The sequence below is a fragment of the Thioalkalivibrio sp. ALJ1 genome (assembly GCF_000745395.1).
In the GTDB taxonomy this organism is placed as follows: domain Bacteria; phylum Pseudomonadota; class Gammaproteobacteria; order Ectothiorhodospirales; family Ectothiorhodospiraceae; genus Thioalkalivibrio.
Genome location: NZ_KN050684.1, coordinates 1,509,363 through 1,535,721, shown reverse-complemented (window position 1 = coordinate 1,535,721; position 26,359 = coordinate 1,509,363). Strand labels below are relative to the sequence as shown.

Annotated in this window: 25 protein-coding genes; 3 read left to right on the top strand and 22 right to left on the bottom strand. The window is 64.4% G+C overall.

Translation table 11 applies throughout. The features are described 5' to 3' along the window. Positions 1–35: 35 nt before the first annotated feature. From tolB to prmB, 7 genes are all read right to left on the bottom strand, one after another. Positions 36–1,322, bottom strand: coding sequence for a Tol-Pal system beta propeller repeat protein TolB (gene tolB / locus F462_RS09625; protein ID WP_038053671.1), 1,287 nt, complete (start codon positions 1,320–1,322; stop codon positions 36–38). 30 nt (positions 1,323–1,352) lie between these two features. Further along, a complete protein-coding gene (gene tolA, locus F462_RS09620; RefSeq protein WP_038053667.1) occupies positions 1,353–2,372 on the bottom strand; it encodes a cell envelope integrity protein TolA in 1,020 nt (339 codons plus the stop codon). 11 nt (positions 2,373–2,383) lie between these two features. Beyond that, positions 2,384–2,836, bottom strand: coding sequence for a protein TolR (gene tolR / locus F462_RS09615; protein WP_038053665.1), 453 nt, complete (start codon positions 2,834–2,836; stop codon positions 2,384–2,386). A gap of 3 nt (positions 2,837–2,839) precedes the next feature. Then, entirely contained in the window at positions 2,840–3,514 is a 675-nt protein-coding gene (gene tolQ / locus F462_RS09610) for a protein TolQ (RefSeq protein WP_038053662.1), read from the bottom strand. A gap of 32 nt (positions 3,515–3,546) precedes the next feature. Next, positions 3,547–3,966 (bottom strand): tol-pal system-associated acyl-CoA thioesterase, encoded by a 420-nt coding sequence (gene ybgC, locus F462_RS09605; RefSeq protein WP_038053659.1) that lies wholly within the window; start codon positions 3,964–3,966, stop codon positions 3,547–3,549. Continuing rightward, positions 3,963–5,006: a Holliday junction branch migration DNA helicase RuvB gene (ruvB, locus tag F462_RS09600; RefSeq protein WP_038053656.1), complete on the bottom strand. Its 1,044-nt coding sequence runs from the start codon at positions 5,004–5,006 to the stop codon at positions 3,963–3,965. Before ruvB ends, ybgC begins: the two co-directional genes overlap by 4 nt. An 80-nt stretch (positions 5,007–5,086) precedes the next feature. Beyond that, positions 5,087–5,983 carry a 50S ribosomal protein L3 N(5)-glutamine methyltransferase gene (prmB, locus tag F462_RS09595; protein WP_038053653.1) on the bottom strand — a complete coding sequence of 299 codons (897 nt, stop codon included), beginning with the start codon at positions 5,981–5,983 and terminating at the stop codon, positions 5,087–5,089. A 76-nt stretch (positions 5,984–6,059) separates the two neighbouring features. On the opposite strand from prmB, the gene asd reads away from it, so the two are divergent. After that, positions 6,060–6,914: an archaetidylserine decarboxylase gene (gene asd, locus F462_RS09590; RefSeq protein ID WP_038053651.1), complete on the top strand. Its 855-nt coding sequence runs from the start codon at positions 6,060–6,062 to the stop codon at positions 6,912–6,914. A gap of 310 nt (positions 6,915–7,224) precedes the next feature. Here the strand turns inward: asd and F462_RS09585 are convergent, their stop codons facing one another. Together F462_RS09585 and recQ are read right to left on the bottom strand one after the other, a co-directional pair. After that, positions 7,225–7,980, bottom strand: coding sequence for a DUF3581 family protein (locus tag F462_RS09585; RefSeq protein WP_038053648.1), 756 nt, complete (start codon positions 7,978–7,980; stop codon positions 7,225–7,227). A 49-nt stretch (positions 7,981–8,029) separates the two neighbouring features. Then, the gene (gene recQ / locus F462_RS09580; protein ID WP_038053646.1) at positions 8,030–9,919 is read right to left on the bottom strand and encodes a DNA helicase RecQ; all 1,890 of its coding nucleotides are present in this window, start codon (positions 9,917–9,919) and stop codon (positions 8,030–8,032) included. A 247-nt stretch (positions 9,920–10,166) separates the two neighbouring features. Between recQ and F462_RS09575 the strand changes: the two genes are divergently transcribed. Then, entirely contained in the window at positions 10,167–11,987 is a 1,821-nt protein-coding gene (locus tag F462_RS09575; RefSeq protein ID WP_038053644.1) for an ABCB family ABC transporter ATP-binding protein/permease, read from the top strand. A gap of 250 nt (positions 11,988–12,237) precedes the next feature. Here the strand turns inward: F462_RS09575 and arfB are convergent, their stop codons facing one another. The 13 genes from arfB to F462_RS09510 form a co-directional block, all read right to left on the bottom strand. Next, positions 12,238–12,657 carry an alternative ribosome rescue aminoacyl-tRNA hydrolase ArfB gene (gene arfB, locus F462_RS09570; RefSeq protein ID WP_038053639.1) on the bottom strand — a complete coding sequence of 140 codons (420 nt, stop codon included), beginning with the start codon at positions 12,655–12,657 and terminating at the stop codon, positions 12,238–12,240. A 6-nt stretch (positions 12,658–12,663) separates the two neighbouring features. Then, positions 12,664–12,969 (bottom strand): hypothetical protein, encoded by a 306-nt coding sequence (locus tag F462_RS09565; RefSeq protein WP_038053636.1) that lies wholly within the window; start codon positions 12,967–12,969, stop codon positions 12,664–12,666. Between the two features lie 166 nt (positions 12,970–13,135). Then, positions 13,136–14,731: a peptide chain release factor 3 gene (locus F462_RS09560; RefSeq protein ID WP_038053633.1), complete on the bottom strand. Its 1,596-nt coding sequence runs from the start codon at positions 14,729–14,731 to the stop codon at positions 13,136–13,138. Between the two features lie 143 nt (positions 14,732–14,874). Next, positions 14,875–15,681, bottom strand: coding sequence for a tetratricopeptide repeat protein (locus F462_RS09555; RefSeq protein ID WP_038053630.1), 807 nt, complete (start codon positions 15,679–15,681; stop codon positions 14,875–14,877). Positions 15,682–15,844: 163 nt separating this feature from the next. Continuing rightward, entirely contained in the window at positions 15,845–16,324 is a 480-nt protein-coding gene (gene rimI / locus F462_RS09550; RefSeq protein ID WP_038053629.1) for a ribosomal protein S18-alanine N-acetyltransferase, read from the bottom strand. A gap of 101 nt (positions 16,325–16,425) precedes the next feature. Continuing rightward, positions 16,426–17,142, bottom strand: a complete 717-nt coding sequence (locus F462_RS09545; protein WP_038053627.1) for a uracil-DNA glycosylase — start codon at positions 17,140–17,142, stop codon at positions 16,426–16,428. 4 nt (positions 17,143–17,146) lie between these two features. Beyond that, entirely contained in the window at positions 17,147–17,980 is an 834-nt protein-coding gene (pssA, locus tag F462_RS09540; RefSeq protein ID WP_038053624.1) for a CDP-diacylglycerol--serine O-phosphatidyltransferase, read from the bottom strand. Further along, on the bottom strand, positions 17,977–18,648 hold the full coding sequence (locus tag F462_RS09535) for a phosphatidylserine decarboxylase (RefSeq protein ID WP_038053622.1): 672 nt from the start codon (positions 18,646–18,648) through the stop codon (positions 17,977–17,979). Before F462_RS09535 ends, pssA begins: the two co-directional genes overlap by 4 nt. Positions 18,649–18,710: 62 nt before the next feature. Beyond that, entirely contained in the window at positions 18,711–19,727 is a 1,017-nt protein-coding gene (gene ilvC / locus F462_RS09530; RefSeq protein ID WP_038053620.1) for a ketol-acid reductoisomerase, read from the bottom strand. Between the two features lie 84 nt (positions 19,728–19,811). Continuing rightward, positions 19,812–20,306 carry an acetolactate synthase small subunit gene (gene ilvN / locus F462_RS09525; protein WP_038053619.1) on the bottom strand — a complete coding sequence of 165 codons (495 nt, stop codon included), beginning with the start codon at positions 20,304–20,306 and terminating at the stop codon, positions 19,812–19,814. Positions 20,307–20,328: 22 nt separating this feature from the next. After that, complete coding sequence (gene ilvB, locus F462_RS09520) at positions 20,329–22,047, bottom strand: biosynthetic-type acetolactate synthase large subunit (protein ID WP_038053618.1); 1,719 nt, start codon at positions 22,045–22,047, stop codon at positions 20,329–20,331. A gap of 271 nt (positions 22,048–22,318) precedes the next feature. Continuing rightward, positions 22,319–23,908 (bottom strand): endonuclease MutS2, encoded by a 1,590-nt coding sequence (locus F462_RS09515; protein WP_038053617.1) that lies wholly within the window; start codon positions 23,906–23,908, stop codon positions 22,319–22,321. A gap of 137 nt (positions 23,909–24,045) precedes the next feature. Then, the gene (locus F462_RS09510) at positions 24,046–25,215 is read right to left on the bottom strand and encodes an aldo/keto reductase (RefSeq protein ID WP_038053616.1); all 1,170 of its coding nucleotides are present in this window, start codon (positions 25,213–25,215) and stop codon (positions 24,046–24,048) included. A 299-nt stretch (positions 25,216–25,514) separates the two neighbouring features. Between F462_RS09510 and F462_RS09505 the strand changes: the two genes are divergently transcribed. Beyond that, positions 25,515–26,012, top strand: a complete 498-nt coding sequence (locus tag F462_RS09505) for a GlcG/HbpS family heme-binding protein (RefSeq protein WP_038053613.1) — start codon at positions 25,515–25,517, stop codon at positions 26,010–26,012. The last annotated feature ends 347 nt before the right edge of the window (positions 26,013–26,359 follow it).

Here is a 26,359-nt window from a genome sequence, read left to right as displayed (position 1 = left end):
CCTCGAAAGAAGATCACAATAAAAGGGGTCAACGTTCAATTCAGGGGCGACCAGGCAGGCTCGCGTACCTCGCCCTCACGGGCCGCCAACCGCTGGTGGACTTGCCCGTCCCGACTCACCGAACCCAGCACACCGCGACCCCGGTCTGTCATGGCATAGAGAATCATGCTGCCATTGGGGGCAAAGCTTGGCGATTCTGCATCCCGTCCGTCCGTGAGGCGCGTCACACGGCGATCATCCAGATCGAGACGCGCCAGCTGAAATCCACCATCACCCCCGTGCACATACACCAGTGAACGACCATCCGGAGAGATCGTAGCCGCGGCCGCGTAGCCGCTTTCGAACGTCAGACGCCGCGCGTTACCGCCACCCGCAGGCTGGGCGTAGATCTGCGGCGCACCCGCTCGGTCGGAGGTGAAGTAGATGGTCTCGCCATCCGGTGACCAGACCGGCTCGGTCTCGATAGCACTGGAACGCGTCAACTGCCGCAGGTAACCGGAGTCCAGATCCATTACGTAGATGTTCGGCGAGCCGTCGCGTGACAGACTCAACGCCAGATGTCGCCCGTCTGGCGACCAGGCCGGGGCGCTGTTGATGCCGGTAAAGCTGGCAATCCGCGAACGCTCGCCGGTCTCCACGTTCTGACGAAAGACCTCGGAGCGGCGGTTTTCGAACGACACGTACACCAGTTCGCGCCCGTCCGGCGACCAGTCCGGCGACATGATCGGGTCCTCGGAACGGAACAGGGTGCGCGGGTTGGCCCCGTCGGAATCGGCCACCTCCAGGCGAAACTCGCGGGAGTCGTTCTGACGCTCGACGCTGACGAATGCAATCCGTGCACTGAAGGCACCCGGATCACCGGTGATCTGCTCGTAGACGATATCCGAAACACGATGCGCGCCACGGCGCAGCATGTCGGCCGGCACGGGGATACGCCAACCGCCCAGGCGCTCCTCCGCCAGCACGTCGAATACGTGGAACTCCACGATCACGTTATCCCCGTCCGGGCGCTTGGAACCGACCACCAGATATTCCATACCGGCGTCCGCCCAGGGCTCGGCAAGGAAATCGGCCGGGCCCGAGGGCGCCGAGGGCAGACCCTCGCGCTCAACCTCGAACAGCCCGCTACGAGTCAGGTTCGCGGCCAGGATCGAGTCGACCTCCTCATCGGGGCTGCCCTCACCCTCCCAGGCAAACGGGGCCACCGCGACCGGGATCGCTCCAGTCACCCCTTCGGTCACCGTCACTTCCAGCACGGCCTGGGCCTGGGCCGACCAAAGCAGCGCCAGCCCCAGCAGCATTGCGTGAATCACTCGTTGCATGGTGTTCCTCATTGCCCGGCTTGTAACCGATCAGTCCGGCTCGAAACGAATCCGCACCCCGCCGCGCACGGCATCCGCATCCGGCGGGCGTGGCAGCGAGGACAGACGATCCATGGTCTGCTGAACCGAGCTGCAGAAGGCAGACCCACCGGAACAGCTCTCGATATCGAAATTGATGATACGCCCGGCCTCGTTCACACGCACGAGAACAATGGCACGGTCTGAACTATCCACCCCCGAGGGCTGACGCCAGCGCCGCTGCACCACCGACTGCACCTGTGAACGCCACTCGTCGATCTCTCGATCCAGCTGTGCCTGGCGTTCGGCGGCCTCACGCCGAGACTGGGCCTCGGCCATGCGCTCGCGCTCGCGCTCCATCTGTTCGCGGCGGCGCTGTTCCTCCAGCTCGCGCTCCTGCTCGGCCCGGCGCTCGGCCTCTTCCTGCTCCCGGCGTTCGGCCTCCTCACGCTCACGGCGCTCCGCCTCCTCCTGAGCCTGGCGCTCCGCCTCCTCGCGTTCCCGGCGTTCGGCTTCCTCGCGTTCGCGGGCCTCCTCGGCCTCACGCCGCTCCCGTTCCGCCGCCTCGCGTTCCTGACGAATCTGCTCCCGCTCAGCCTCAGCTTCTTCGCGCGCCCGCTGGCGCTCTTCCTCGGCTTCACGCCGAGCCTGTTCAGCCTCTTCCAGCGCCTGCTGGCGCGCGCGCTCTTCTTCCTCGCGGCGCCTTTGCTCCTCGGCCTGGCGCTCCTCTTCCTCGCGCCGGGCCTGTTCCTCGGCGCGCCGCTGCTGCTCTTGCTCTCGAAGTTGCTCGGCAACCTGTTCCTGTTCGGCCACTACACGCTCGTGTTCGATGCGATCGAAGGTCTCGGCATCCACGGCCACCGCATCGATCACCTCGATGTCCTCCTGCATGGCGATCTCCACCGCCGCGCGCGAGGATGAAGTCGAGGGCGAGATCAGGCTGACATTCAGCAATAACGCCGCGAACAACACCCCGTGCAGAAGCAGAACGAGGAGCAGACTAAACGGGTGGCGGCGCAGGAGCTCGAACACGGCAGCGTACGTCAGTCGCCGGTTTCGCGCGGCGGCTCGGTGATCAAGCCGACACGGCCACCCCCGGCACGCTGCAGGGCAACCATCGCGTCGATCACCCGGCCGTAATCCACATTGCGATCGCCGCGCACAAAGGTCTGGGTGCCCGGATTCTCGGCAAGGAAGTCGCGCACGATCTCGGTCATTTCCTGCGGCGCTAGCGGCTCGTTGACGTAAGGCCCCTGATTCAGGCTCATCGCCCCGGAGGCCGCCACGGTCACGACCAACGGCTCGGCTGCCTGCTGGTCCTGTTCCATGGATTCGGCATCCGCCTCCGGCAGGTCCACCTCCACGCCCTGCTGCAACATCGGGGCGGTGATCATGAAGATGATCAGCAGCACCAGCATCACGTCGATGAACGGCACGACGTTGATCTGCGACATGGGCCGCCGCAGGCGACGGCTACTACGACGAGACTCGGCCATGGCTTAGGCCGGCGCCCCGGCGGCACCCTCGGCGGGCTTGCCCGCACCCTGGCGGTTCAGCAGGGCCACGAACTCGTCGCTGAAGTTTTCCAGGCGGCCTGCTACCCGATCCACATCCCCGGCAAACCGGTTATAGGCAATCACCGCCGGGATGGCGGCAAACAGGCCCAGCGCAGTCGCGATCAGCGCCTCGGCAATCCCTGGGGCTACCATCGCAAGCGTCGCCTGCTGCACCCCGGAAAGACCGAGGAAGGCGTGCATGATCCCCCAGACAGTGCCGAACAAACCGATATACGGGCTGGTGGAGCCCACCGTGGCGAGGAACTGCAGGTAGCGCTCCATCTCGTCGGTCTCGCGCGCAATGGCCACCCGCATCGCGCGAAAAGCGGGTTCGCCAGCTGACATTCCGTGCTGGCGGGCACGCAGAAACTCCTTGAACCCGGAGGAGAATACGTGCTCCATACCGGACATCTCGGGCTTGCGGCGCACGCCCTCATACAGGTGCGACAGGTCCGCACCCGACCAAAAACGTTCCTCGAACTCGTCGCTGGCGCGATGAGCCGCGTTCAGGGAGCGCGCCTTGATGATAATCACCAGCCAGGAGAGCACCGAGGCGATCACCAGGATCACCATGACCAGCTGCACGATCAGGCTGGCATCCATGATCAGCTGGTACATCGAAAAATCGACTGTCACTTGTCCGTCTCCCGTTATGCCGTTGTTCCTTCCGCCGCACGCATCGCGCGCGCCACTTCGTCGGGGACCGCCACCGGCGCCTGCCGCGCCACATCCACACAGGCGATCCCCACCTGCCCGGTCGCCAGCACCGTCGTGTCACGTCGCACGACCTGCTCGAACTCGACGCTCGCGCGGCGTAAGCGCTGCACCCGGCAGGTGGAGACCAGCGCCTCGTTAAAATGCGCCGGGCGCTGCATCTCTACAGCCAGACGCCGCACGGCGAACACAATTCCGTATTCGGCGCGCAGCTGGTCCTGCTCAAAACCCAGGGCGCGCAGCCACTCGGTGCGGGCGCGCTCCATGAATTTGAGATAGTTCGCGTGATACACCACGCCACCGGCATCGGTGTCCTCGTAATACACGCGCACCGGCCATTCGAACTCCACCGTCATGAAGAGTTCGCGTCCCGGGCCACCGGCGTCAGCAGATCGCCCTCCTCCATGCGCGTCAGGCCAAACATGGCCAGCGTGCGCCGAGTCGCCTGGCGCCCGCGCGGGGTGCGCTGCAGATAGCCTTGCTGAATCAGAAACGGTTCGACCACATCCTCCAGCGTACCGCGGTCCTCGTTCATTGCCGTGGCGAGGCTCTCCACGCCCACCGGGCCACCATCGAATTTCTCGACCAGCACCTCCAGCAGGCGCCGGTCCTGGGCATCCAGACCCGAGGCGTCGATCGCCAGCAGGTCCAGCGCCTGGGAGGCGACCTCGTGCGTCACCACCCCATCGGCCCGCACCTGGGCAAAATCGCGCACCCGGCGCAGCAAGCGATTGGCCAGGCGTGGAGTGCCTCGCCCGCGGCGGGCGATCTCCGCCGCGCCCTCGGGCTCGATCCCCACACCCAGCAGCCCGGCCGCACGATTCACAATATGCGCGAGGTCCGTGACAGTGTAATGATCAAGACGCTGCACGATACCGAACCGGTCACGTAACGGACCCGAGAGCAGACCGGCCCGGGTCGTGGCCCCCACCAATGTGAACGGCGGCAGATCCACCTTGATCGAGCGCGCGGCCGGACCCTCGCCGATCACGATATCCAGTTGGCCGTCTTCCAGCGCCGGATACAGGATCTCCTCCACCACCGTCGGCAGGCGATGGATCTCGTCCACGAACAGCACATCTCGGGGTTCCAGCGCAGTCAGGATGGCCGCAAGGTCACCGGCGCGCTCTAGCACCGGACCGGAGGTCTGACGCAGCCCCACACCCAGCTCGTGGGCCACGATATGCGCAAGCGTGGTCTTGCCAAGCCCGGGCGGGCCGGCCACCAGGGTATGATCCAGGGCCTCGTCGCGCGCGCGCGCGGCCTCGATGAACAACCCCAGCTGCTCGACAACACGAGGCTGACCCGTGTAGTCCGCGAGCCGTTTCGGGCGCAGGCTGACCTCCGCCCGATCTTCTTCGGACCGACTCTGCATATCCACCAGGCGCGATTCCATAGCCCCGCAGTATGCAGTGCCAGCGGCCCCGTTTACAGGGTCCGGACGAGCAATTTCACCCCGTAGACCCTGAAGTACCCCTAAGGAGCTTCAGGCAGGTCGCGGGCATGGATCAGAAACACACCGTGCCCGCCCGCCTCGAATTCCAGCCAGATCAGCGGCAGCTCCGGGAAGGCGGCCTCCACTGCGGCCTGGCTATTGCCAACCTCCACGATCAACACACCCTCATCGGTCAGGTGCGCGCGCGCCTTATCCAGGATACGGCGCACGATATCTAGGCCGTCACCCCCGGCCGCCAGCCCCAGTGCCGGCTCGTGGCGATACTCGTCGGGGAGGGACGCCATGTCCTCGGCATCGACGTACGGCGGGTTGGACACGATCAGCTCGTAGCGATCCTCCGCCGCCAACCCGTCGAATACATCCGACTGCAGCGCCCGCACCTGATCGCCCATCTGGTGGCGCTCGATATTGATGCGCGCCACGGCCAGCGCATCCGCCGAAACATCCGCCAGATCCACGTGCGCCTGCGGCAAGGCCAGCGCCATCGCGATGCCGATGCAACCGCCGCCGGTGCAAAGATCCAGCGCCCGCGTGACCGTATCGGGATCCACCCAGGGCTCGAACCCGGCGGCAATCAGCTCCGCCAGCGGCGAACGCGGGACGAGGACACGCTCATCGACATAGAAGGGGAGCCCGGCAAACCAGGCCTCGCGAGTCAGGTACGCCGCCGGCTTGCGGGTGGCGACGCGTTCGCGCAGCACCGCCACGACCCGCGTGCGTTCGGCTTCGCTCAGGCGCGAGTCCCACCAGGATTCCGGCAGGTCCAGCGGCAAATGCAGGGTATGCAGCACCAGCCAGGCGGCCTCGTCGAAGGCGTTGTCCGTACCATGACCAAAGCTCAGCCCGGCACCACGAAACTGGCTGGCGCCGAAGCGGATGAAGTCGCGCAGGGTGCGCAATCCGGTGGTGGAATCCATACCCGGTCTTTCCGTTGCGTGCGAGGGCGGTCATCATACCGCCTCGAATCACCCGTGTACGCCCGAATGAGGCCCCATGAGCAAACTCGACCCCTGGCTCGCCCGCCTGTCGCATCTGCTGCCGCAGCACGCCCTGTCGCGCGTGGTGCATCGCCTGGCGCGCATCGAGTCGTCACGTCTGCAGCCGCTGCTGCGGGCCTTCGTACGCCGCTTCGGGCTCAACATGGACGAGGCCGCGGAGCCGGACCTGACCGCCTATTCCAGCTTCAACGCCCTGTTTACCCGCGCCCTGCGCGAGGATGCGCGGCCACTAGCGGGCGATGCCAATACCGTGGTCAGCCCGGCCGATTCCCGGGTCAGCGCCGCCGGGCGCATTGAGGCCGGACAGATCTTCCAGGCCAAGGGGCATCACTACACGGTCAGGGAACTGTTGGGCGGAGAAGAGAACCTCGCAGAGGCCTTCCAAAACGGTCACTTCGTCACCCTGTACCTGTCACCGCGCCACTACCACCGGCTGCACATGCCGCTGACCGGCACCCTGACCCACATGATTCACGTGCCTGGCCGCCTGTTCTCGGTTGCGCCGCGCATCGTGCGCCATGTCCCCCGACTGTACGCGCGCAACGAGCGCGTCGTGGCCTGTTTCGACACCCCGGTGGGTCCGATGGCCATGGCCCTGATCGGTGCCCAGAACGTCGGGTCCATCGAAACCGTCTGGGCCGGCGAGGTTACCCCGCCGCATGGCCGCGAGATCAGCGTCAGTGAATACCCAGATCGCACCGTCACCCTGGAGCGCGGCGCCGAGATGGGCCGCTTCAACCTGGGCTCTTCCGTGGTGCTGCTGCTCCCCGACCACCCCCTCAAGCTCGCCGACCACCTGAACCCTGAAACCGAGGTCCAGGTCCGCTCCGCACTCGGCCAGTTCTACTGACTCGATTCACCACGAAGCACACGAAGGCACGAAGAAGGTCAAGGTCAAGAGCGGGTTCACCACGGAGGACACAGAGGTCACGGAGAAAACTAAAGGGGGGCGGGGCGAGATACGGATGTTGATAGTGGCTCGCGTTGTTCAGGCGAACCGAAATTCTTCCGCCTTCGTACGCTTCGTGGTGCCTATTCCCCTGACACGCAACGCATCTGAAAAAGCCTTGCGACCTTCTCCGTGATCTCTGTGCCCTCTGTGGTCAAGCCGCCCTTGACCTTCTTCGTGCCTTCGTGCGCTTCGTGGTGAATAAAGAGGCTCAGGCGTGGGCGCGGGTCCCGGCGGGCTGGTTGAAATAGGCGGCCTTCCAGCTTTCGTAGTCGGCGACGAGTTGTTCGACGTCGCGGGCATCGAAGGGGCGCAGTCCGCTAAGGACCAGATGCTTGCTGCCGTCGGCGACTACGGACTGATCGATCACCAGTTCGTAGTCCAGGCGGATCTCGCCACGCTTGCCGTTGACGGTCATCACCGCGTCCTTCAGGCGCGGCGTGGGGATGCCGGCGCTGGCCGCCAGGGGCTCCGGCAGACGGAAGCCCATACGCTCGTACATCACCAACGGGCGTTTAGGATTTACCATCACGCCGTGCTCTTCCATCAACGGAACCAGCACATGCGGGAAGTTCTGCCCGGAGAAGCTCACATAACTGCGGATGAGGGATTCGATTGCGTTCGGCTCGTCGATCACCGCGCCGGAGCGCTCCACCTCGATCACGCTCTTGCCATTGTCATCCGTAATCGCAAAGGCATCGCCCGGTGCCTCGGGGAACACCAGGGGCACGTTGCCGCCGACCATCCCGGTAAAGCGAAAGTGCATGTTGCTACTCGCCCCATAGGTGTCCAGCACCAGCGCAAACAGAAGATCTCCCGGCACGCAGAACCGCCGATTATCGGCGTCATGTATCGGGTTGAAGTCGCCCGCGAGCGTCTTCGCAAAAACGCTGCCCTGCTCCGGGGTTACAACCAGCTGACCGTCGCGATGGCGGTAGAAGTCCTCAAGGAAGCTTTTGTCGGTCACTCGGTCTCCCCGAAATCATCGGTCGATATACAACATGGTTTTTCCGCCACTATAGCCCGAAATGTCCTTCGATGGTCCGGATAAAGGCGTCGCCGTAGCGCTCCAGCTTGTGCTGCCCCACCCCGGAAACCCCGGCCATCTCCTCGCGGCTGCGTGGAGCGGACGCCACCATCTCCAGGAGCGTGGCATCGCTGAAGATCACATAGGGCGGCACCCCCTGATCGCGGGCCAGGTCCGTGCGCAAACTGCGTAGCGCTTCCCACAACGCGCGATCCTCGCTGTCCATCGCCGCCACACTGCGTGCCGTGTCGCGGCGCGCCGGGCTGGCGCTGCGCGCCGCCCGTTCCGGGCGAGCCGCCTCCTCGCGCAGATGGACCGGTTCGGCACCCCGCAGGACTGGACGACAGGCCGGATCCAGCTTCAGCCCGCCGTAGCCCTCCTCGTCCAGCCGCAACAGGCCGCGCGCCAGAAGCTGCCGCACCACGCCCCGCCATTGCGCCTTGTCCAGCTCCTTGCCAATGCCAAAGGTGCTCAGACGGTCGTGGCCCAGTCGCGTCAGGCGCTCACTGGCGGAACCGCGCAGCACATCGATCACATGCCCGGCACCGAAACGCTCGCCAGTGCGATAGATACAGGACAGGAGCTTCTGCACGGGTACGCTGGCATCCCAGGTTGCCGGCGGCTCCATGCAGTTGTCGCAGGTACCGCAGGGCTCCGGCATGTGTTCATCGAAATAGGCAAGCAGGGCCTGGCGCCGGCAGCTGGTGATCTCGCAAAACCCCAGCATGGCCTCCAGTTTTTGCTGCTCGATGCGCTGGCGCTCGGCGCCGGCCTGCGAGCCCTCCAGCATCTGCCGCAGGGTGACGACATCCTGCAAGCCATAGACCATCCAGGCGTTCGCCGGCAAGCCATCGCGCCCGGCGCGGCCGGTCTCCTGGTAGTAGCCCTCCAGGCTCTTGGGCAGGTTCAGGTGGGCGACGAAGCGCACGTTCGGCTTGTCGATCCCCATGCCGAAGGCGATGGTAGCGACCATCACCACCCCCTCCTCGCGCAGGAACCGGGTCTGGTTGGCCGCTCGGGTCGCTGCGGGCAAACCGGCGTGATACGGCAAGGCCGTGATGCCCTGCTCCGCCAGCCATTCGGCCACCGCGTCCACCTTCTTGCGGGACAGGCAATAGACGATGCCCGCCTCACCGGCGTGTTCTTCGCGGATAAAGCGCAACAGGCGATCGCGCGCCGAGCCGCCCCGGCCACCATCCGCCTGGGCGATGCGGTATCGGATGTTCGGGCGATCGAAGGAGCTGACGAAGGCCCGTGCCTGCTCGAGGCGCAGGCGCTCACGGATTTCCTGGCGGGTCGGCCCATCCGCGGTGGCGGTCAGGGCCAGGCGAGGCACTTGAGGAAAACGCTCGGCCAACACCGCCAACTGGCTGTACTCGGGGCGGAAGTCATGCCCCCATTGCGAGACACAATGCGCCTCGTCAATCGCGAACAGGGCCAGGTCGATGCCTTCCAGACGCTCCAGCATGCCCGGCGCGAACAGCCGCTCCGGCGACATGTACAACAGATCCAGTTCACCGGCGTGCAGGGCCGCCAGAACGGAGCGCGCCTCATCCGCCTTCTGCCCGGAATCGAGGCTGGCCGCGGCCACCCCGTTCTGGCGCAGGGCCGCCACCTGATCCTGCATCAGCGCGATCAGCGGCGATATCACGATGCCACAGCCTGGACGCGCCAGGGCCGGGATCTGGAAGCAAAGCGACTTGCCGCCACCGGTGGGCATCAGCACCACAGCATCGCCACCGCCCGTCACGTGTTCGACGATGGCCTGCTGCTGGCCACGAAATTCCGTATAGCCGAAGGTCTCGCGCAAGATCTCCAGCGGCGCGGCCGCCGGAGCGCTTCCCTGCGCATGCCCGGCTGCAAGACCCGAGGGTTCCAATGGATGTACTCCCAACGAAAGGACAGGCCGGGAAGACTGCCGAATGCCCACCACCGCTGCAAGCTGCGCCAGGGCTCTTCACCGTCTGCCGCGGCGAGACCACATAATTTCAGGGCCCTACAGCGCGGCAAGGCCGGGTGCCGCACGCCTCATGGAGAGGGGTGACCGCACCCGCCGCTGACACAAGCCACACAGCAGGACCAAGGCCGAGTTACAGTAAGGCGCCATCTCAGCCCCGGATTCCTTCATGCGCGGTCACTCCAGCGTGCACGATGCGCCCGACGACGCGATCAACTGGCGCATCGTTCGCTCCCTGTTTCCCTATCTCGCGGAGTTCCGCGGCCGGCTGTTCCTGGCCCTGGGCCTGATGGGCCTGGCCAAGCTGGCCACCGTGCTGGTCCCGCTGGCGCTGAAGTACATCGTCGACCACTTCGAGGACTCCGGCACCGAGGGGCTGGTCGCGGTCCCAGTGGCGCTGGTGATCGCCTACGGCCTGCTGCGCTTCGGCAGTACCCTGTTCGGCGAACTGCGCGACGCGGTCTTCGTGAGAGTGGCCGAGCGAGCCATGCGGCGTGCGGCCCTGCGGGTATTCGAGCACCTCCACCGGCTCGAGCTGAGCTTCCACCTGGCGCGCGAGACCGGCGGCCTGGCACGCGACATCGAGCGCGGAACCAGCGGCATCAGCTTTCTGCTGCGCTTCATGGTGTTCAACATCCTGCCAACGATCATCGAGATCGCGCTGGTGGCGGTCATCCTGCTGGTGGCGGTGGGGCCGGTCTTCACTTTGACGGTGATCATCGCCGTGGCCGCCTACATCGCCTGGTCCGTGTGGATTACCGAGTGGCGCACCCGCTTCGTACGCGAGGCCAACCAGCGTGACAACGAATCCAACACCCGCGCCATCGACAGCCTGCTGAACTACGAGACGGTCAAATACTTCGGTAACGAGGGCTTCGAGGCGCAGCGCTACGACGAGGGGCTGGCCACCTGGGAACAGGCGCGCACCAAGAATGTACTGTCACTGGTCCTGCTGAACTCCGGCCAGGCCCTGATTATCGCCGCGGCCATCACCGTGATGATGCTGCTGGCCGCCAGCCGCGTCGCCTCCGGGGATATGTCCCTTGGCGACCTGGTCATGGTGAATGCCTACATGATCCAGCTGTTCATGCCGCTGAACTTCCTTGGCTTTGTCTACCGGGAGATCCGCCAGTCGCTGGCCAACATCGAGCGGCTGTTCGGCCTGTTGGAGAAGCCGGCTCAGGTCGAGGATCAACCAGACGCACCGGATCTGGAGGTCACCCGCGGTCAGGTTCGCTTCGAGAAGGTTTCGTTTCACTACCAACCGGAACGGCCTATTCTCGAAGACGTGTCGCTGGAAATTCCGGCCGGACACAAGCTTGCGGTAGTAGGCGCCAGTGGTGCCGGAAAATCCACCATCGCGCGTTTGCTATTCCGCTTCTACGACGTGACCGATGGCCGCATCACCATTGATGGTCAGGACATCCGCAAGGTCACCCAGCAGAGCCTGCGCCGCGCGATCGGGGTCGTGCCGCAGGACACGGTGCTGTTCAACGCCAGCATCCGCTACAACATCGCCTACGGCGATCCCGGTGCCTCCGAAGAGGCCATCCTGCGCACGGTACGCCTGGCGCACCTGGACGATTTCATTGCCCGCCTTCCGGACGGTCTGGACACGGTCGTCGGGGAACGCGGGCTCAAGGTCTCGGGCGGCGAGAAACAACGCATCGCGATCGCGCGCATGTTGTTGAAGGACCCGCCGATCCTGGTCTTCGACGAGGCGACCTCGTCCCTGGACTCGGGATCGGAGAAGGCGATCCTCCAGGCCTTGAACGAGGTTTCGGCCCGCCGCACCACGCTGGTCATCGCGCATCGGCTATCCACCGTCAAGGACGCCGAACAGATCGTGGTACTGGACCAGGGCCGCGTCGCCGAACACGGCACCCACCGCGAGCTCCTCGCCCACAACGGCGCCTACGCCCGCCTGTGGCAGCACCAGCAGGAACACGAGCCCGTCCCTGCCGACCCGAGCCCGAATGCCGGGGCCTGAACCCCTTGATTCACCACGAAGCACACGAAGGCACGAAGGAATTCAAGGGCGGTTAACAGGAAGGTACGAAGACGGGAAGATGATCAGGGTGCGTCTCCGAGAGCCCCTGATGCCCGGGCGCTCAGATGTGGCCAGCCGTTGCCCGGCGCCCCAACCAGAAATGCTTCCGACCTTCCCGTCTTCCTGTCCGCTTTTAAGCCGTTGACCTGGCCCTTCTTCGTGCCTTCGTGGTGAAAAAAGCCCTTAGCAATCAGTCAGGGGCGACGCGGCCGCGCAGGGCCTTCTTGCGGCCGCGGCGGGTCTTGGAGTCCAGCCGGCGGAGCTTGGAGCCACGCGTGGGGCGTGTCGGCTTGCGGGTCTTGATCGGGCGCCCAGCATCGCGTAGCAATTCCGCCAGGCGCTCGAGGGCGTCCTCGCGATTGGCCTCCTGGGTGCGGTATTGCTGCGCCTTGATCACCACGACACCATCCTTGCTGATGCGCTGGTCGCGGCGCCGCAGCAGGCGCTCCTTGTACACGTCGGGGAGACTGGAGGCACGGACATCGAAGCGCAGGTGGATCGCCGAGGCGACCTTGTTCACGTTCTGCCCACCCGCCCCCTGGGCCCGAATCGGAGTCAGCTCGATCTCCTGCTCGGGGAGGGTCACGCTATTGGAGATGCGAAGCCCCATGGACCGTCAGCGAAAGTCGCCGTCATGGATGCGGCCGTCGTCGTCCAGTTCGGCGAAGAAGCGGCTGTTATCCGTGCGGTATTCGTGGGTCGCGATGTCGCCGGGCAGCACCAGGGTCACGTCCGGATAAACGCGCTCGAACTCTTCGGGGCGGGGCCGGTTCTCCAGAAAGTGCAAAAACGGGTTCATCTGCTTGACCGTTCCCGGTCGCGGCTCCGGCCCGTCCCCGCGGGTCTCGGAATTGTGCACCGCGCAGCCGCTGACTGCCAGGGCCAGGACCACGCCGATCACAGACAAGAATCGAAACGCCATATTCTCCTCCTGCACTACACAATTGCACCGTCATTGCGAGGCGTCGCAGACGCCGTGGCAATCGCCTCAAGCTGGCATCAAGCCCGGGGCCGCTGGTTTCGGATGGAGTTCGCCACGTCGCTTCGCTCCTCGCGATGACGGTTCCAGTGCGCCCCGGAGCGGCGATCTACGCCATCGGTTGGCCGTGCTCACGAGTCGCCTCGAAGCGGATCTCCGGCCACTTCTCCTGCGCCATCTGCAGGTTCACCCGCGTCGGTGCGATGTAGACGAGATCCCCTCCGTGGTCGACCGCCAGATGGGTCGCCGCCTTCTCCTTGAACTCCTCGAACTTCTTCGGATCGCTGCTTTCGACCCAACGCGCCGTCTGGACGTTCACGTTCTCGAACTGCGCCTCGACTTTGTACTCGGTACGCAGGCGTTCGGCGACCACTTCGAACTGCAGCACGCCGACCGCGCCCAGGATCAGGTCGTTGTTGATCAAGGGCCGATAGAGCTGAGTTGCACCCTCCTCACAAAGCTCCTGCAGACCCTTCGCGAGCTGCTTCATCTTCAGTGGATCCTTCAACTGCGCGCGGCGGAACAGCTCCGGGGCAAAGTTCGGCACACCAGTAAAGGTCAGATCCTCGCCCTGGGTGAAAGTATCGCCGATGCGGATGGTGCCGTGGTTGTGGATACCGATGATATCGCCCGGATAAGCGGTCTCTACGTGCTCACGGTCGGAGGCCAGGAATGTCAGCGCGTCCGGGACCTTCACGTCGCGCCCGATGCGCACGTGGTGCAGCTTCGCACCCTTGTCGAAGGTGCCGGAGCAGATACGCATAAAGGCGATGCGGTCGCGATGCTTCGGGTCCATGTTCGCCTGGATCTTGAACACGAAGCCGGTAAACTTTTCCTCGGTCGGCTCCACCTGGCGTGAATGGGTCGGACGCGGCAGCGGGGCCGGGGCGTACTCGACAAAATCGTCTAGCAGCTCCTCAATACCGAAGTTGTTGATCGCGGAACCACAAAACACCGGTGTCTGCTCGCCCCGCATATAGGCCTCGGGGTCGAACTCGTGCGAGGCACCCTGCACCAGCTCCAGCTCCTCGCGCAGCTCCTGGGCCTGGTCACCCAGCACCTCGTCCAGGCGCGGATTGTTCAGGCCCTCAATGATCTCGCCGGTGGATTTCTTGCCGCCCTGCTCGGGGTCGTACAAGTGCACCGCATCGCGGCGGAGGTGGTACACCCCGCGAAAACGCTTGCCGGACCCAATCGGCCAGGTTACCGGAGCGCACTGAATCTTCAGCACCTCCTCGACCTCGTCCAACAGATCGATGGGATCGCGACCCTCCCGGTCCATCTTGTTGACGAAGGTCATGATCGGTGTGTCGCGCAGCCGGCAAACCTCCATCAGCTTGATGGTGCGCTCCTCCACCCCCTTGGCGGCGTCGATCACCATCAAGGCGGAGTCCACCGCTGTCAGCGTGCGGTAGGTGTCCTCGGAGAAATCGGCATGGCCTGGGGTGTCCAGAAGATTCACCATGCGTCCCTTGTAGGGGTACTGCATGACCGAGGAAGTCACGGAAATCCCGCGCGACTTCTCCATCTCCATCCAGTCGGAGGTCGCGTGACGCGAGGATTTACGCCCCTTGACCGTACCGGCGAGCTGGATCGCGCCGCCATACAGCAGGAGCTTTTCGGTCATGGTGGTCTTGCCGGCGTCCGGATGCGAGATGATCGCGAAGGTCCGGCGTCGGCGGGTTTCCTCAAGGAAAGACGACATGGATACGGGCCGCTTGGATAAGCCCGACAGTTTAACGTGAAAGCATTGGCCTTGCCCTCGTTTCCACTGCGCATCCCTCAACGCACACGGCCCTGGGGAATCCCCCGGGGCCGTGTGCGGCGACCATGGCGCGGAATACGCGCTTATCGGGCCGAGGCGGCCTGGATCGCAGCGCTTTGCTCTTCGAGGCGGCCCTTGGCCGTCACCAGATCCCGATTGTTCATCCGCGCCTCGAGGCTGGCGAGACGCTCCTGATCCTGAGCCAGGGTGTACCAGACATGCGCCTGCACCAGATCGCGCTCGACCCCGCGCCCGTTCTGGTGCAGACGTCCCATACCGACCTGGGCATGGCGGTAACCCTGCTCCGCCGCCTCGGTGTACCAACGCGCGGCCGCGGCCGGATCACGCGCCGTACCCTGGCCGTTCTCGTGCAGCAGACCGGCGTAATACTGGGCCGCGGGCAGACCCTGTTCCGCTGCCTTGACCAGCCATTTCAGGCCGGCCGCAGGGTCCTGTTCGCCACTCGCCAGATGGCTACCCAACCAGTACTGCGCTTGGGCATGGCCCAGTTCGGCGGCGCGGGTGTAGTGTTCGCGGCTACGCTCCGGGTCCGGCGCCGTGCCCTTGCCCGTCGCGAAGAGAAAACCCAGGTAGTAGTGAGCACCGGCATGGTCGGCATCCGCCGCGCGGGCGAACCAGCGAATCGACTCATCGTAGTCGACCGTGGTGCCACGACCGGAGTAGTTCGCCATGCCCACGTCGAACATCGCATCGGTATTGCCCTTCTGGGCATTGCTCTCGCGGATCTCATACCAGACTTCCAGCAATTCCTGCTGGCGATCAGCCTCGTCATAGCCGAAGGATTGCTGGGCCTGAGCCACCCCACCAGTAACCACCAACGGCAAGGCCAGAGGGAGCGAAATGAACAATGCACGCAGGGATCGGGACATGGGTTACCTCAACGGTTCCGGAACAAAGACCGGTCTTGATCATAGACCCAGGGGGTCCGCGCTACAACGCGAAGGGATCGAGGCGAGAACTGGAGGCGACAAAACCCCGCCAAAGTCCGGATTTTGCCCATATCCTGTGACCGGATTCACATCCTGGCATGGATCAGGCGCCCGCAGGTGCCGCGCAGCGGCGCGTGAGCACCCAGGCATCTTCGCGACCGCTAGGGAGCGGATAGTAGCGGGGCCGGGTACCGATATGTTCGAAACCCTCGGAACGGTAGAGCTGCACCGCCGCCACGTTCGAAGGCCGCACCTCGAGGCACACGGCCTCGGCCTCCTGCTGACAAACGTACTCGAACAATCGGCGGACCATGAACCGTCCCAGTCCGTTGCCCTGCCAGCGCGGGTCCACCGTCAGATTCAGGAGATGCGCCTCGTCCGCGGCCACGGTCAGGACGCAATGCCCCACCTGGCGCCCGTCCACCTCCAGAACCCAGCAGTCGTAACCGACCCGGATACAGTCCTCGAAAATGCGAGCGGTCCAGGGGTAGTCATAGGCCTCGCGCTCGATCCGCATCACACGCTCGACATCGGTCGCCTGCATGCGGCGCAATTCTGGCTGCACACGGGGCTCGGCACTCATGACAATGGGGTCTCCTGTGACAAGGGGGCAATTGCTCGTGGTTCCGATATTCCGAGCCTACCGGCGGCCGCGCAGTTCCCAAAACCCTAATACCAGAGGGCTTATGTCCGAAGACAAGCCCGGGCGCGCTGAAGGTCCTGCCAGGCGCGCGCCTTGTCCCCCGGCTTTCGCAGCAGGTAGGCGGGGTGGTAGGTCGCGATCAGTGGAACCCCTTGATAGCGATGTTCACTTCCCCGCAAACGGCCCAGCGGCTCCCCGGATTCGAGCAACCCCTGCGCCGCGATACGTCCCAGCGCCACGATGACCTCTGGCTGGATCAGATCAATCTGTCGATCCAGGAAGCTACGGCAGGCCCTCGCCTCCTCCGGTTTCGGGTCGCGATTTCCCGGTGGGCGGCACTTCAACACATTGGCGATAAAGACGTCGCGGGTTCGATCCAGCCCCAGCGCCGCCAGCATATTGTCCAGCAGTTGACCGGCGCGACCGACGAAAGGCTCGCCGCGGCGGTCTTCCTCGGCCCCCGGAGCCTCGCCCACGAACAGCCAGCGGGCACCACGATCTCCGACGCCGAATACGGTCTGTGTGCGTTCGCGGGCGAGTTCGGTGCAGGCGGTGCAGGTCCGGACCTGCGCTTGCAGCGCGTCCCAGTCAAGCAACGCGATCGACGCACGGGTGTCGTCCGTTGCGGACGCCGCCGCTTCATGCTCCGCCAGCGGGGCTGCTGCCGCGACGTCGGAAACCGCCGGTGCAATTCGCGAGCGCCACACCGGTATACCCATATCCGCCAGGATACGGCGCTGTCGCACCGACAGTGACACGCGACTACTCCCCCATGGGCGCGCGACGACGATGACGGCGCCAGCGCTCCAGTGTCAGCAGCGGGCCAGACAGGGCATAGATCACAAAGCCCGCCAGCAGAACCTTGGGCGGATCCAGGGCCAGCAGCATCAGGGCCACGACCACCCCGACAATCGCCAGGAAGGGCACGCGGTGTTTGAAGTCCATGTCCTTGAAGCTGAAGTAGGTCAAGTTGCTCACCATTGCGGCCCCCGCCAGCACGGTCACCACCAGGATGCCAACGACATAGGGATCGGCCAGTTCGGCCGGGATACCCCAGTCCTCCAATACCCAGACCATCCCTACCAACAACGCCGCACTCGCGGGGCTCGGCAATCCCTGGAAGAAACGCTTGTCGGTCACGGCAAGGCGGCTATTGAAACGCGCCAGGCGCAGCGCCGCCGCCGTCGCAAAGAAGAAGGCGGCCACCCAGCCAAAATTACCCAGATCGTGCAGCTGCCACAGGTAGACCACCAAGGCCGGGGCCACACCGAAAGACACGAGATCCGAAAGCGAGTCGTACTGCGCGCCAAACTCGCTCTGGGTATCGGTCATGCGCGCGACACGCCCATCCAGAGTATCCAGCACCATGGCCACAAAGATCGCGATGGACGCAGTGATGTACTCACCGTTGATCGCGGAGACGATGGCGAAAAATCCCGAGAACAGCACGCCCGTGGTAAACAGATTGGGCAGCAGGAACACCCCGCGCCGCCGACGGCGATGCGGTGACGAATCTTCCCCGAGGGCGCCCTCACCCTCGGCGGAGTCCGGATCGCGTCCCGTAGCGGCTCGCTGATCTTCGTCGCCTGCATTCATTCCAGCACCTCCACGGCACGTTCACTGTCGTTCTGCTGCCCTGCTGGGAGGCCACCCAGCAGGGTAGAACCGGCGAGAACATCCTGCCCTGGCTCCACCATCACCTGCGAACCAGCCGGCAACCATATCTCGAAGGTACCACCAAAGCCGGCGAACCCCATGCGCTTGCCGCGTCCCAGCCGGTTGCCGGGTACGTTGCTCTGCATGCGAACCATGCGCGGCCAGTGATCCACACTGAGTGCCAGGCTCAACCGGGTTCCCTCGTCCATCTCCAGCGAAAAGGCCAGGCGCCCCTCCAGCTGGACATCCGGTGGCTCGGCCGTCTCCTTCCCGGGCCAGACCCGTTCGCGGATTTCGCCCTCTTGCGGGGAATGAATGTTGTACTCGCCCAACCGCCGCTGACGTAGCCGGATACATACCGCTGGCTTGCGGGTAAAAGGATCACGGGCTTCGGTCACCGACTCGATGGTGCCGTCGGCCGGGGCAATCACACCCAAAGCCGGGGCTGGAGCCTTGCGCCGAAGATCACGGAAAACACCCATCAGGGCGACGGTGAGGATCACCATAAACAGCCCCAGCTCGGCCTCGCCCACCAACAGGGTAATCACCGCCATCCAGGCGGAGACAATGACGAAAACACGGCCTTCGGGGGCGAGCGGAAACAGCATTGGGCACTCGGGAGGGATTACGCCCCCGCAACGGGCCGAGTGGCCCGCCACGGGGAGACGAATCAGTTGCGGGACTTGTCGACCAGCTGGTTGGCCTTGATCCACGGCATCATGGAACGCAGGCGTTCGCCGACCTGCTCGATCTCGTGGGCCGCGTTCAGGCGGCGATTGGCGGTCATCGACGGATAGTTCATCGCGCCTTCCAGGATGAACTGCTTGGCGTACTCGCCATTCTGGATGTTCTTCAACGCCTCGCGCATGGCCCAGCGCGACTCTTCGTTGATGACCTGCGGGCCGGTTACGTACTCACCATACTCGGCGTTGTTGGAAATCGAGTAGTTCATGTTGGCGATGCCGCCCTCGTACATGAGATCAACAATCAGCTTCAGCTCGTGCAGGCACTCGAAATAGGCCATTTCCGGGGCGTATCCGGCCTCGGTCAGGGTCTCGAAACCGGCCTTGACCAGCTCCACCGCACCGCCACACAGCACGGCCTGCTCGCCGAACAGATCGGTCTCGGTCTCATCCTTGAAGGTGGTCTCGATGATGCCGGTGCGGCCGCCGCCGATCGCGGAGGCATAGGACATCGCGATGTCGCGCGCCTTGCCCGAGGCATCCTGCTGGATGGCGATCAGGTCGGGGATGCCACCACCGCGCACGAACTCGGAGCGCACGGTGTGACCCGGGGCCTTGGGCGCGATCATGATCACGTCCAGGTCCTTGCGCGGCTCGATCTGGTTGTAGTGGATCGCGAAACCGTGGGCAAAGGCCAGGGTCGCACCCTTCTTCAGGTTCGGCTCCAGCACGTCGCGGTACAGCGCAGCCTGGTATTCGTCCGGCGCCAGCACCATGATCAGGTCGGCAGCGGCGGTCGCGGCATCGACATCGGCCACCTTCAGGCCGGCCTCTTCGGCCTTGGCGCGGGAACCGGAGCCCTCGCGCAGGCCCACGGTCACGTCCACGCCGGAGTCCTTCAGGTTGTTCGCATGGGCGTGGCCCTGCGAGCCGTAGCCGATGATGGCCACCTTCATACCCTTGATGATGGAGAGATCGGCGTCTTTGTCGTAGTAGAGATTCATCACAATTTCCTTGATATCAGCCCCGCACGGGGCCCATGGCAAACAAACGGGTCCGGCGCAGCAGGCAGCGCCGGACCCGGGGATTCAGATTTGCAGGCTGACGTCGCCCCGAGCGATGCCCATGACGCCGGAGCGCACGACCTCCAGCACCGGGAAAGGCTGCAGCGCCTCGAGGAAGGCGTCCAGCTTGGAGCCCTCGCCGGTGATCTCGACGACATAGGTGTCGTTGGTCACGTCGATGATGCGGCCGCGGAAGATATCCGCCAGGCGCTTCGCCTCCTCGCGATCGGCGGCCTCCGGCACGCGGACCTTGACCAGCGCCATCTCGCGCTCGATATGCGGATAGGTGGTCAGGTCGATCAGCTTGATCACGTCGACCAGCTTGTTCAGCTGCTTGGTGATCTGTTCGACGATCTCGTCGGAACCACTGGTGACGATAGTCATGCGCGACAGCGACGGGTCGTCGGTCGGCGCGACCGTCAGCGACTCGATGTTGTAGCCACGCGCGGAGAACAGCCCGGCAACCCGCGAGAGGGCACCGGCTTCGTTTTCCAGCAGGACACTGATGATATGACGCATACGGCTTTTCCCTGTACCCGGTTTAGACCAGGATCATCTCGTTCTGGCCAGCACCGGCCGGGATCATCGGATAGACGTTCTCGGACTGATCGGTAATGAAGTCCAGGAACACCAGGCGCTCCTTCTGCGCCAGGGCCTCCTTGATCGCACCCTCGACGTCGCCTGGCTGAGTGATCTGGATACCGACGTGACCGTACGCCTCGGCCAGCTTCACGAAGTCCGGCAGCGCGTCCATGTAGGACATCGCATAGCGGCCCTGGTAGAAGAACTCCTGCCACTGCCGGACCATGCCCAGGTAGCGGTTGTTCAAGTTCAGGATCTTCAACGGCAACTGGTACTGGAAGCAGGTAGACAGCTCCTGGATACACATCTGGATACTAGCTTCGCCGGTAATGCAGCCGACGGTCGCATCCGGATGGGCGAACTGCACACCCATCGCAAACGGCAGGCCCACACCCATCGTCCCCAGTCCACCGGAGTTGATCCAGCGGTTCGGCTTGTCGAAACGGTAAAACTGCGCCGCCCACATCTGGTGCTGACCGACATCCGAGGTCACGAAGGCCTCGCCCTGGGTTAGCTCCCAGAACTTCTGCACCACGTACTGCGGCTTGATCAGCTCGGAGTTCTGGTCGTATTTGAGGCAGTCCTGCGCCTGCCATTCCTCGATCTGCTTCCACCAGGTCGCCAAGGCCTCGGCATCCGGCTTGCCGCCGTTCTCGTTCAGGCCCTTGATCAGCTCGCGCAGCACCGGTTCGACTTCGCCCACAATCGGCACATCCACCTTCACGTTCTTGGAGATGGAAGACGGGTCGACGTCCACGTGGACAATCTTCGCGTGCGGGCAGAATTTCTCGATATTGCCGGTCACGCGGTCATCGAAGCGCGCCCCGATCGCGATCAGCACGTCGGCGTGGTGCATGGCCATGTTGGCCTCGTAGGTCCCGTGCATACCGAGCATGCCGAGGTACTGCTTGTCCGACGCCGGATAGCCACCCAGCCCCATCAGGGTGTTGGTGATCGGGTAGCCCAACTTGCGGGTGAACTCCGTCAGCGCCTCGGAACCCTTGCCCAGGATCACGCCGCCGCCGGTGTAGATCATCGGCTGCTTGGCCGACAGGATCAGCTCGACCGCCTTGCGGATCTGCCCGGTGTGCCCCTTCGAGACCGGGTTGTAGGAGCGCATGTGGATGCTCTCCGGATACTCGAACTCGCAGGTATCCGCGGTCACATCCTTCGGGATATCCACGACCACCGGACCGGGACGGCCGGTGGTCGCCACGTAAAACGCCTTCTTGATGGTGGTCGCCAGGTCCTTCACGTCCTTGACCAGGAAGTTGTGCTTTACACAGGGACGGGTGATCCCCACGGTATCCACCTCCTGGAAGGCATCATTGCCGATCAGACTGGTCGGCACCTGGCCGGTAAAGACCACCAGCGGCACGGAATCCATATAGGCGTCGGCAATGCCGGTAATCGCGTTGGTCGCACCGGGGCCCGAGGTCACCAGCGCGACACCCGGCTTGTCCGAGGACTTGGCATAACCCTCGGCCGCGTGCACCGCACCCTGCTCATGGCGGACCAGTACGTGCGCGACCTTGTCCTGTCGGTACAGCGCATCGTAGATGTGCAGTACGGCGCCGCCGGGATACCCGAATACGACCTCGACGCCCTCGGCCTGCAGGCTGCGGCAGAAGATTTCGGCGCCGGTGATGGCGGTGGACGAACTTGAGGATTCGGACATGGTGGTCGACTTCCTTAACCAGGGGCTTGTGCGCGATCGTCAGGCGATCACACACCACAAATCAAAATAGCCCACCATCCTAATATGAAATCGCCCCCATTTCACACTGTAAAACGCTGGAACGGCCCCGTCATCGCGAGGAGCGCAGCGACGTGGCGATCTCCGTGGGCGGCTTCAGCGCCGGCCGGAACAGGCGTCGGGGTCCCACCCAAAGATTGCCACAGCCCCTGCGGGGCCTCGCAATGGCGGTGCAGCGGGGCAACCCCAAGGCTCAGCTGCGGTCGGCGTCGGCCCCGGCCTGGGCCGTGGGCAGTTCGGAGAAGTGCGCACGCGCCCGCTCGATCAATGTCGGCGGCAGGCCGTTCTTCTCGGCGATGGTGAGACCGAAAGAGACACCAGGCTCACCAACCAGCAGCCGATAGGTCGGCGACAGCGTGTCGGCATCAAACTGCATCGATGCATTCACGATCCCTGCGTGCTGCGCCGCGTAGTCCTTCAGCGGCGCGAGGTGGGTATTCACAATCCCGCGGGTACCGCGACTGCGCAGCTCGTCCAGCATCGCCATCGCCAGGGCCGCGCCCTCGTCCGGATCGGTACCAGTACCCAGTTCGTCCAGCAGGATCAGCGTCTCGGCCCCGGCATGGTCGAGGATGCGCTTCAGGACCTCGACATGCCCGGCGAAGGTGGACAAGTGATGGAACAGGCTCTGGTTGTCGCCCACGTCCACCATGACGCGATCAAAACGCCCAATGCGGCAATCCTGCTCGGCCGGGATATGCATTCCGCACCAGGCCATCGTGACCAACAGTCCCAGGGTCTTCAGCGCGACCGTCTTGCCACCGGTGTTCGGGCCGGTGATCAGCAACAGCGGCTGATCCTCGTCCAGGCGCATCGACAGCGGTACCGGCTGCGGCCCATTGCCTTCGGCAAACTGCAACAACAGCAGCGGGTGGTAGGCCTCGATTAGCTCCACCCCGGCGCTGTCCTCCAGCACCGGGGCATGGGCGTTCATCTGCGCCGAGAGCTGGGCGGCCGCCGAGGCCAGGTCAATCCAGGTCAGCGCAGTCAGCATGAGCTCGAGAGAGTCGCCGAACGAGCGCACGCTATCGGTGAGCTCGCGCAACAGCCGCTGCTGCTCGATATTGATCTGGCTATTGACGGTATCCAGTTGGTTATTCAGCGGAACCGCCTCAATGGGTTCCACGATCTGATCGCGCCCGCCCATCGCCGAGCCCCGGCGTACGCCTTTGACCGCATTGGCCATCTCGCCTCGCAGCACCATGACCGCCCGCTCCTGGTGCCACTGGACCTTCAGGGCGTCCTCGCCCTTCTGTGCCACATCGGAGGCCGCCAAGCGCCTCTTGACCACCGCCTCGACCTCCTCCCGCAAACGCCCACGCTCTCCGAAGGCCTCCACCAGCGACGGGCTGGCGTCCTCGCGCAGGGAACCCCCGGGATTCAGACAAGCGGCCAGGCGCTCTTCCAGCGCCTCGGGCGGGTAAAGCTTTTTCAGGTCCGCCGGATAGATCTCCGGCGTGTCCGCCAGCTGATCCGCCAACTCGCGAGCCTGACGCATGATCGTCTGCAGGTTGTGCAGGGCCTGAACCGGCAGCGCCGCCCCTGGGTTAGCGGCCTGACGCAGCGCCGCGCGCACATCCGGCAGCTGCCCAAGGCGCGGCAGCGTCCCTGCGTCCAGGCGTTGGCGCGCGACAGTCACCGCTTTCTGCAACGCCTGGGCCGCACCCAGGTTCGGCGCTGGCTCCAGCCCGCGCGCCGCATCGGCGCCGTAGGGCGTGGCCGTCAGGCGCTCCAGCAGGCGCTGGATCGCGGGGAATTCGAGGGCCTTCAGATCAACCTGCATTGACATACCCTTGTGCATGAAATCTTCACCCTGGCTTGGGCTTCGGGGCCTTAGTGGAAGCGTGCCTACGCGCGAAGCCCCTGCCAAAGTCGGACCCGGGCAAGGGCTGCGCCGGCAAGCCGGCTCCCACAGAGGCGTCAGTCCTCCTCGGCCTTCTTGAACATGCCGAGGAAGGCCTTCTTGTCCAGCATCGGCTCGCGCATTACCGCCAGCATGTCGTCCAGGTGCTCCGGCATGCTCATACCCACCAGCGAGGTGCCCAACCCCGGAGTGGACCGGTTGAACTGCATCGCGCGCTGCGCCGGATTGGGCAAATGCGCCAGTTGCTGATCGACCACCTCAACCGACTGCTGTGCCAGATGGCCCTTGAGCATGGAGTGCGACGCGAACATGAACACCTCCAGTTGGTGCGCGGCCTGCAATGGGCTCGCCACATTGCCCTGCCCAGTCGCGGTGTTGAAACGGGTAAAGCCCTCCAGCATCACTTGGTTGAACGGCAGCATCCCCACTTTGAAGTGATGTCGGGCGTGTTCGTCACCCGTAACCGTCTGCGCAGCACGCTCGGCCAGCCCCTGCATGGAGGTGAGTGACTGGAACACCGCGGCATCCGTCTCCTCACGAAAGCCCTCGAAGGTGGAAATCCCGTACGCGCGGATCTTCTTCTCCTGCGCCGCCCGCTCCAGCATCTCGAAGACCGGCTCCAGCTTACGATTGGTCGGCTCCTTGCCAATCTCGTGGATGTGCACCTCGGGCTGGTCGATGATGAAGGCATCCAGCGTCTCCACCCCCATCAGCGAGCGCGATAGCTCCATCTGGTAGTGAATATATTCCGGGGTCAGCAGGTGCGCGCCCTTGGCTAAGTCGTCCTTCGTGCCCATGCCCTGGGATTCGATCTCACGCTGAAACCAAGCTTCCATGTCCTCCGGCGGCCCACCGCGCAGGGTCAGAAACCCGCCCTTGGAGATCAGGAACATCGCCTCGCGCGGCACCCCGGCCTCCAACGCGGTACGCACACCCGCCCCAACCGCCGCCAGTGAACGGCCATAGCGATAATGAGCACCGGTATCGATCACGTTGATGCCCTCGGTCAGACCTCGGGCAACGATCGCGGAGATCTGCGCATCCACCTCCGCGTTGGCAGCGCCACCGAAGGTGCCTATACCGAGGCTGGACAGGCGCATCTTCGCGCGCGAGAACTCGCTGTAATGCCCTTCGGCGGCCTTGCCTTCGGACACAAACTGCTCCGCATAGCGGCGCGTGGCTTTCGCATTAGCGTAGCCAGGGATCAGTTTCTGGACGGCGTCCATGAAGCTCCTCGATCGTTTGCGGATCCTGAAATCGCGCCCTACCGGGATTGGCCACGCCAGCGCTTGGTATCACGCGGCCCGGCTCCAGCGGTCGAGCACAGGGAGACGAATCCTACTGCAGCGACAAGGATTTGCGAAAACCCGTAACAAGAGCATCGACTCGCGGGAGCCAGAATCGATGACCGGCATGACGTTTTCCCCATAAGGCCCCGAGCAACCCCGGAGAAGCCGGTTTGCCAAACCGGAGCACTGGATCTAAATAACACTAGTGAGACCCCACAAAGACAGGAGGGCTTCTCATGAAACTGCTACGACTAATTGTACCCACTGCCCTACTAGCGCTAACCGCCGGGCCCATCCAGGCCAGCGAGGGCACCTTCTCCACCCCCACCCTGATCCCGGAGATCGCCGTCAAGGCGGTGGAAGCCGCGATGGAGGCGTGCCGCGATCGCGATACACAAGTCGCCGTCGCGGTTGTGGATCGCCACGGGGTCTCGCAAGCCTTCAAACGGGATCGCTTCGCGGGCGCTCATACGGTGGACACCGCGATCAGCAAGGCCTACACCGCCGTCAGCTTCCGCACCGACACGCTCGAGCTGCGCGAAATGACCATGCCCGGCGAACTGGGCTACGGCATCCAGCACCTGCCCGGTGTCACGATCCTGGGCGGTGGCGTGCAAATCACTGCGGATGGACGCATCGTGGGTGGCATTGGTGTCTCCGGGGCACCCAGTGGCGAAGTCGACCACGAATGCGCAGCCGCGGGCATCGACGCCATCCAGGACGACTTGCTCTAGGGAGACGCTGATTTAATTGCACGTCCGCGCTCGAGTCGCTTTTGCGTGCGAACAAGGCGCGGTGACTGCCGTGCAGTCATTCTGCACAAGGGAGCCGCAACGCCGTTCCCGCGCCCGTTTTTGATAACAACGGGCGGCCGAGCCCCTGCTTTCAATGGCTTGTGGGGTTGGTGCCCCCTGTTCCCCGATCCTGCGTTGCGCCCCAATCCATCAAAAACGGGCGGGTAGAACCACTATCCGCTGCGCGACGCGCCTTGTCTCGGAAAACAGGGGGCGCCAACGCGGACGTGCAATTAAATCAGCGTCTCCCTATTCCCTGCCCGTCGATAGGACCATACCCCTTGCGG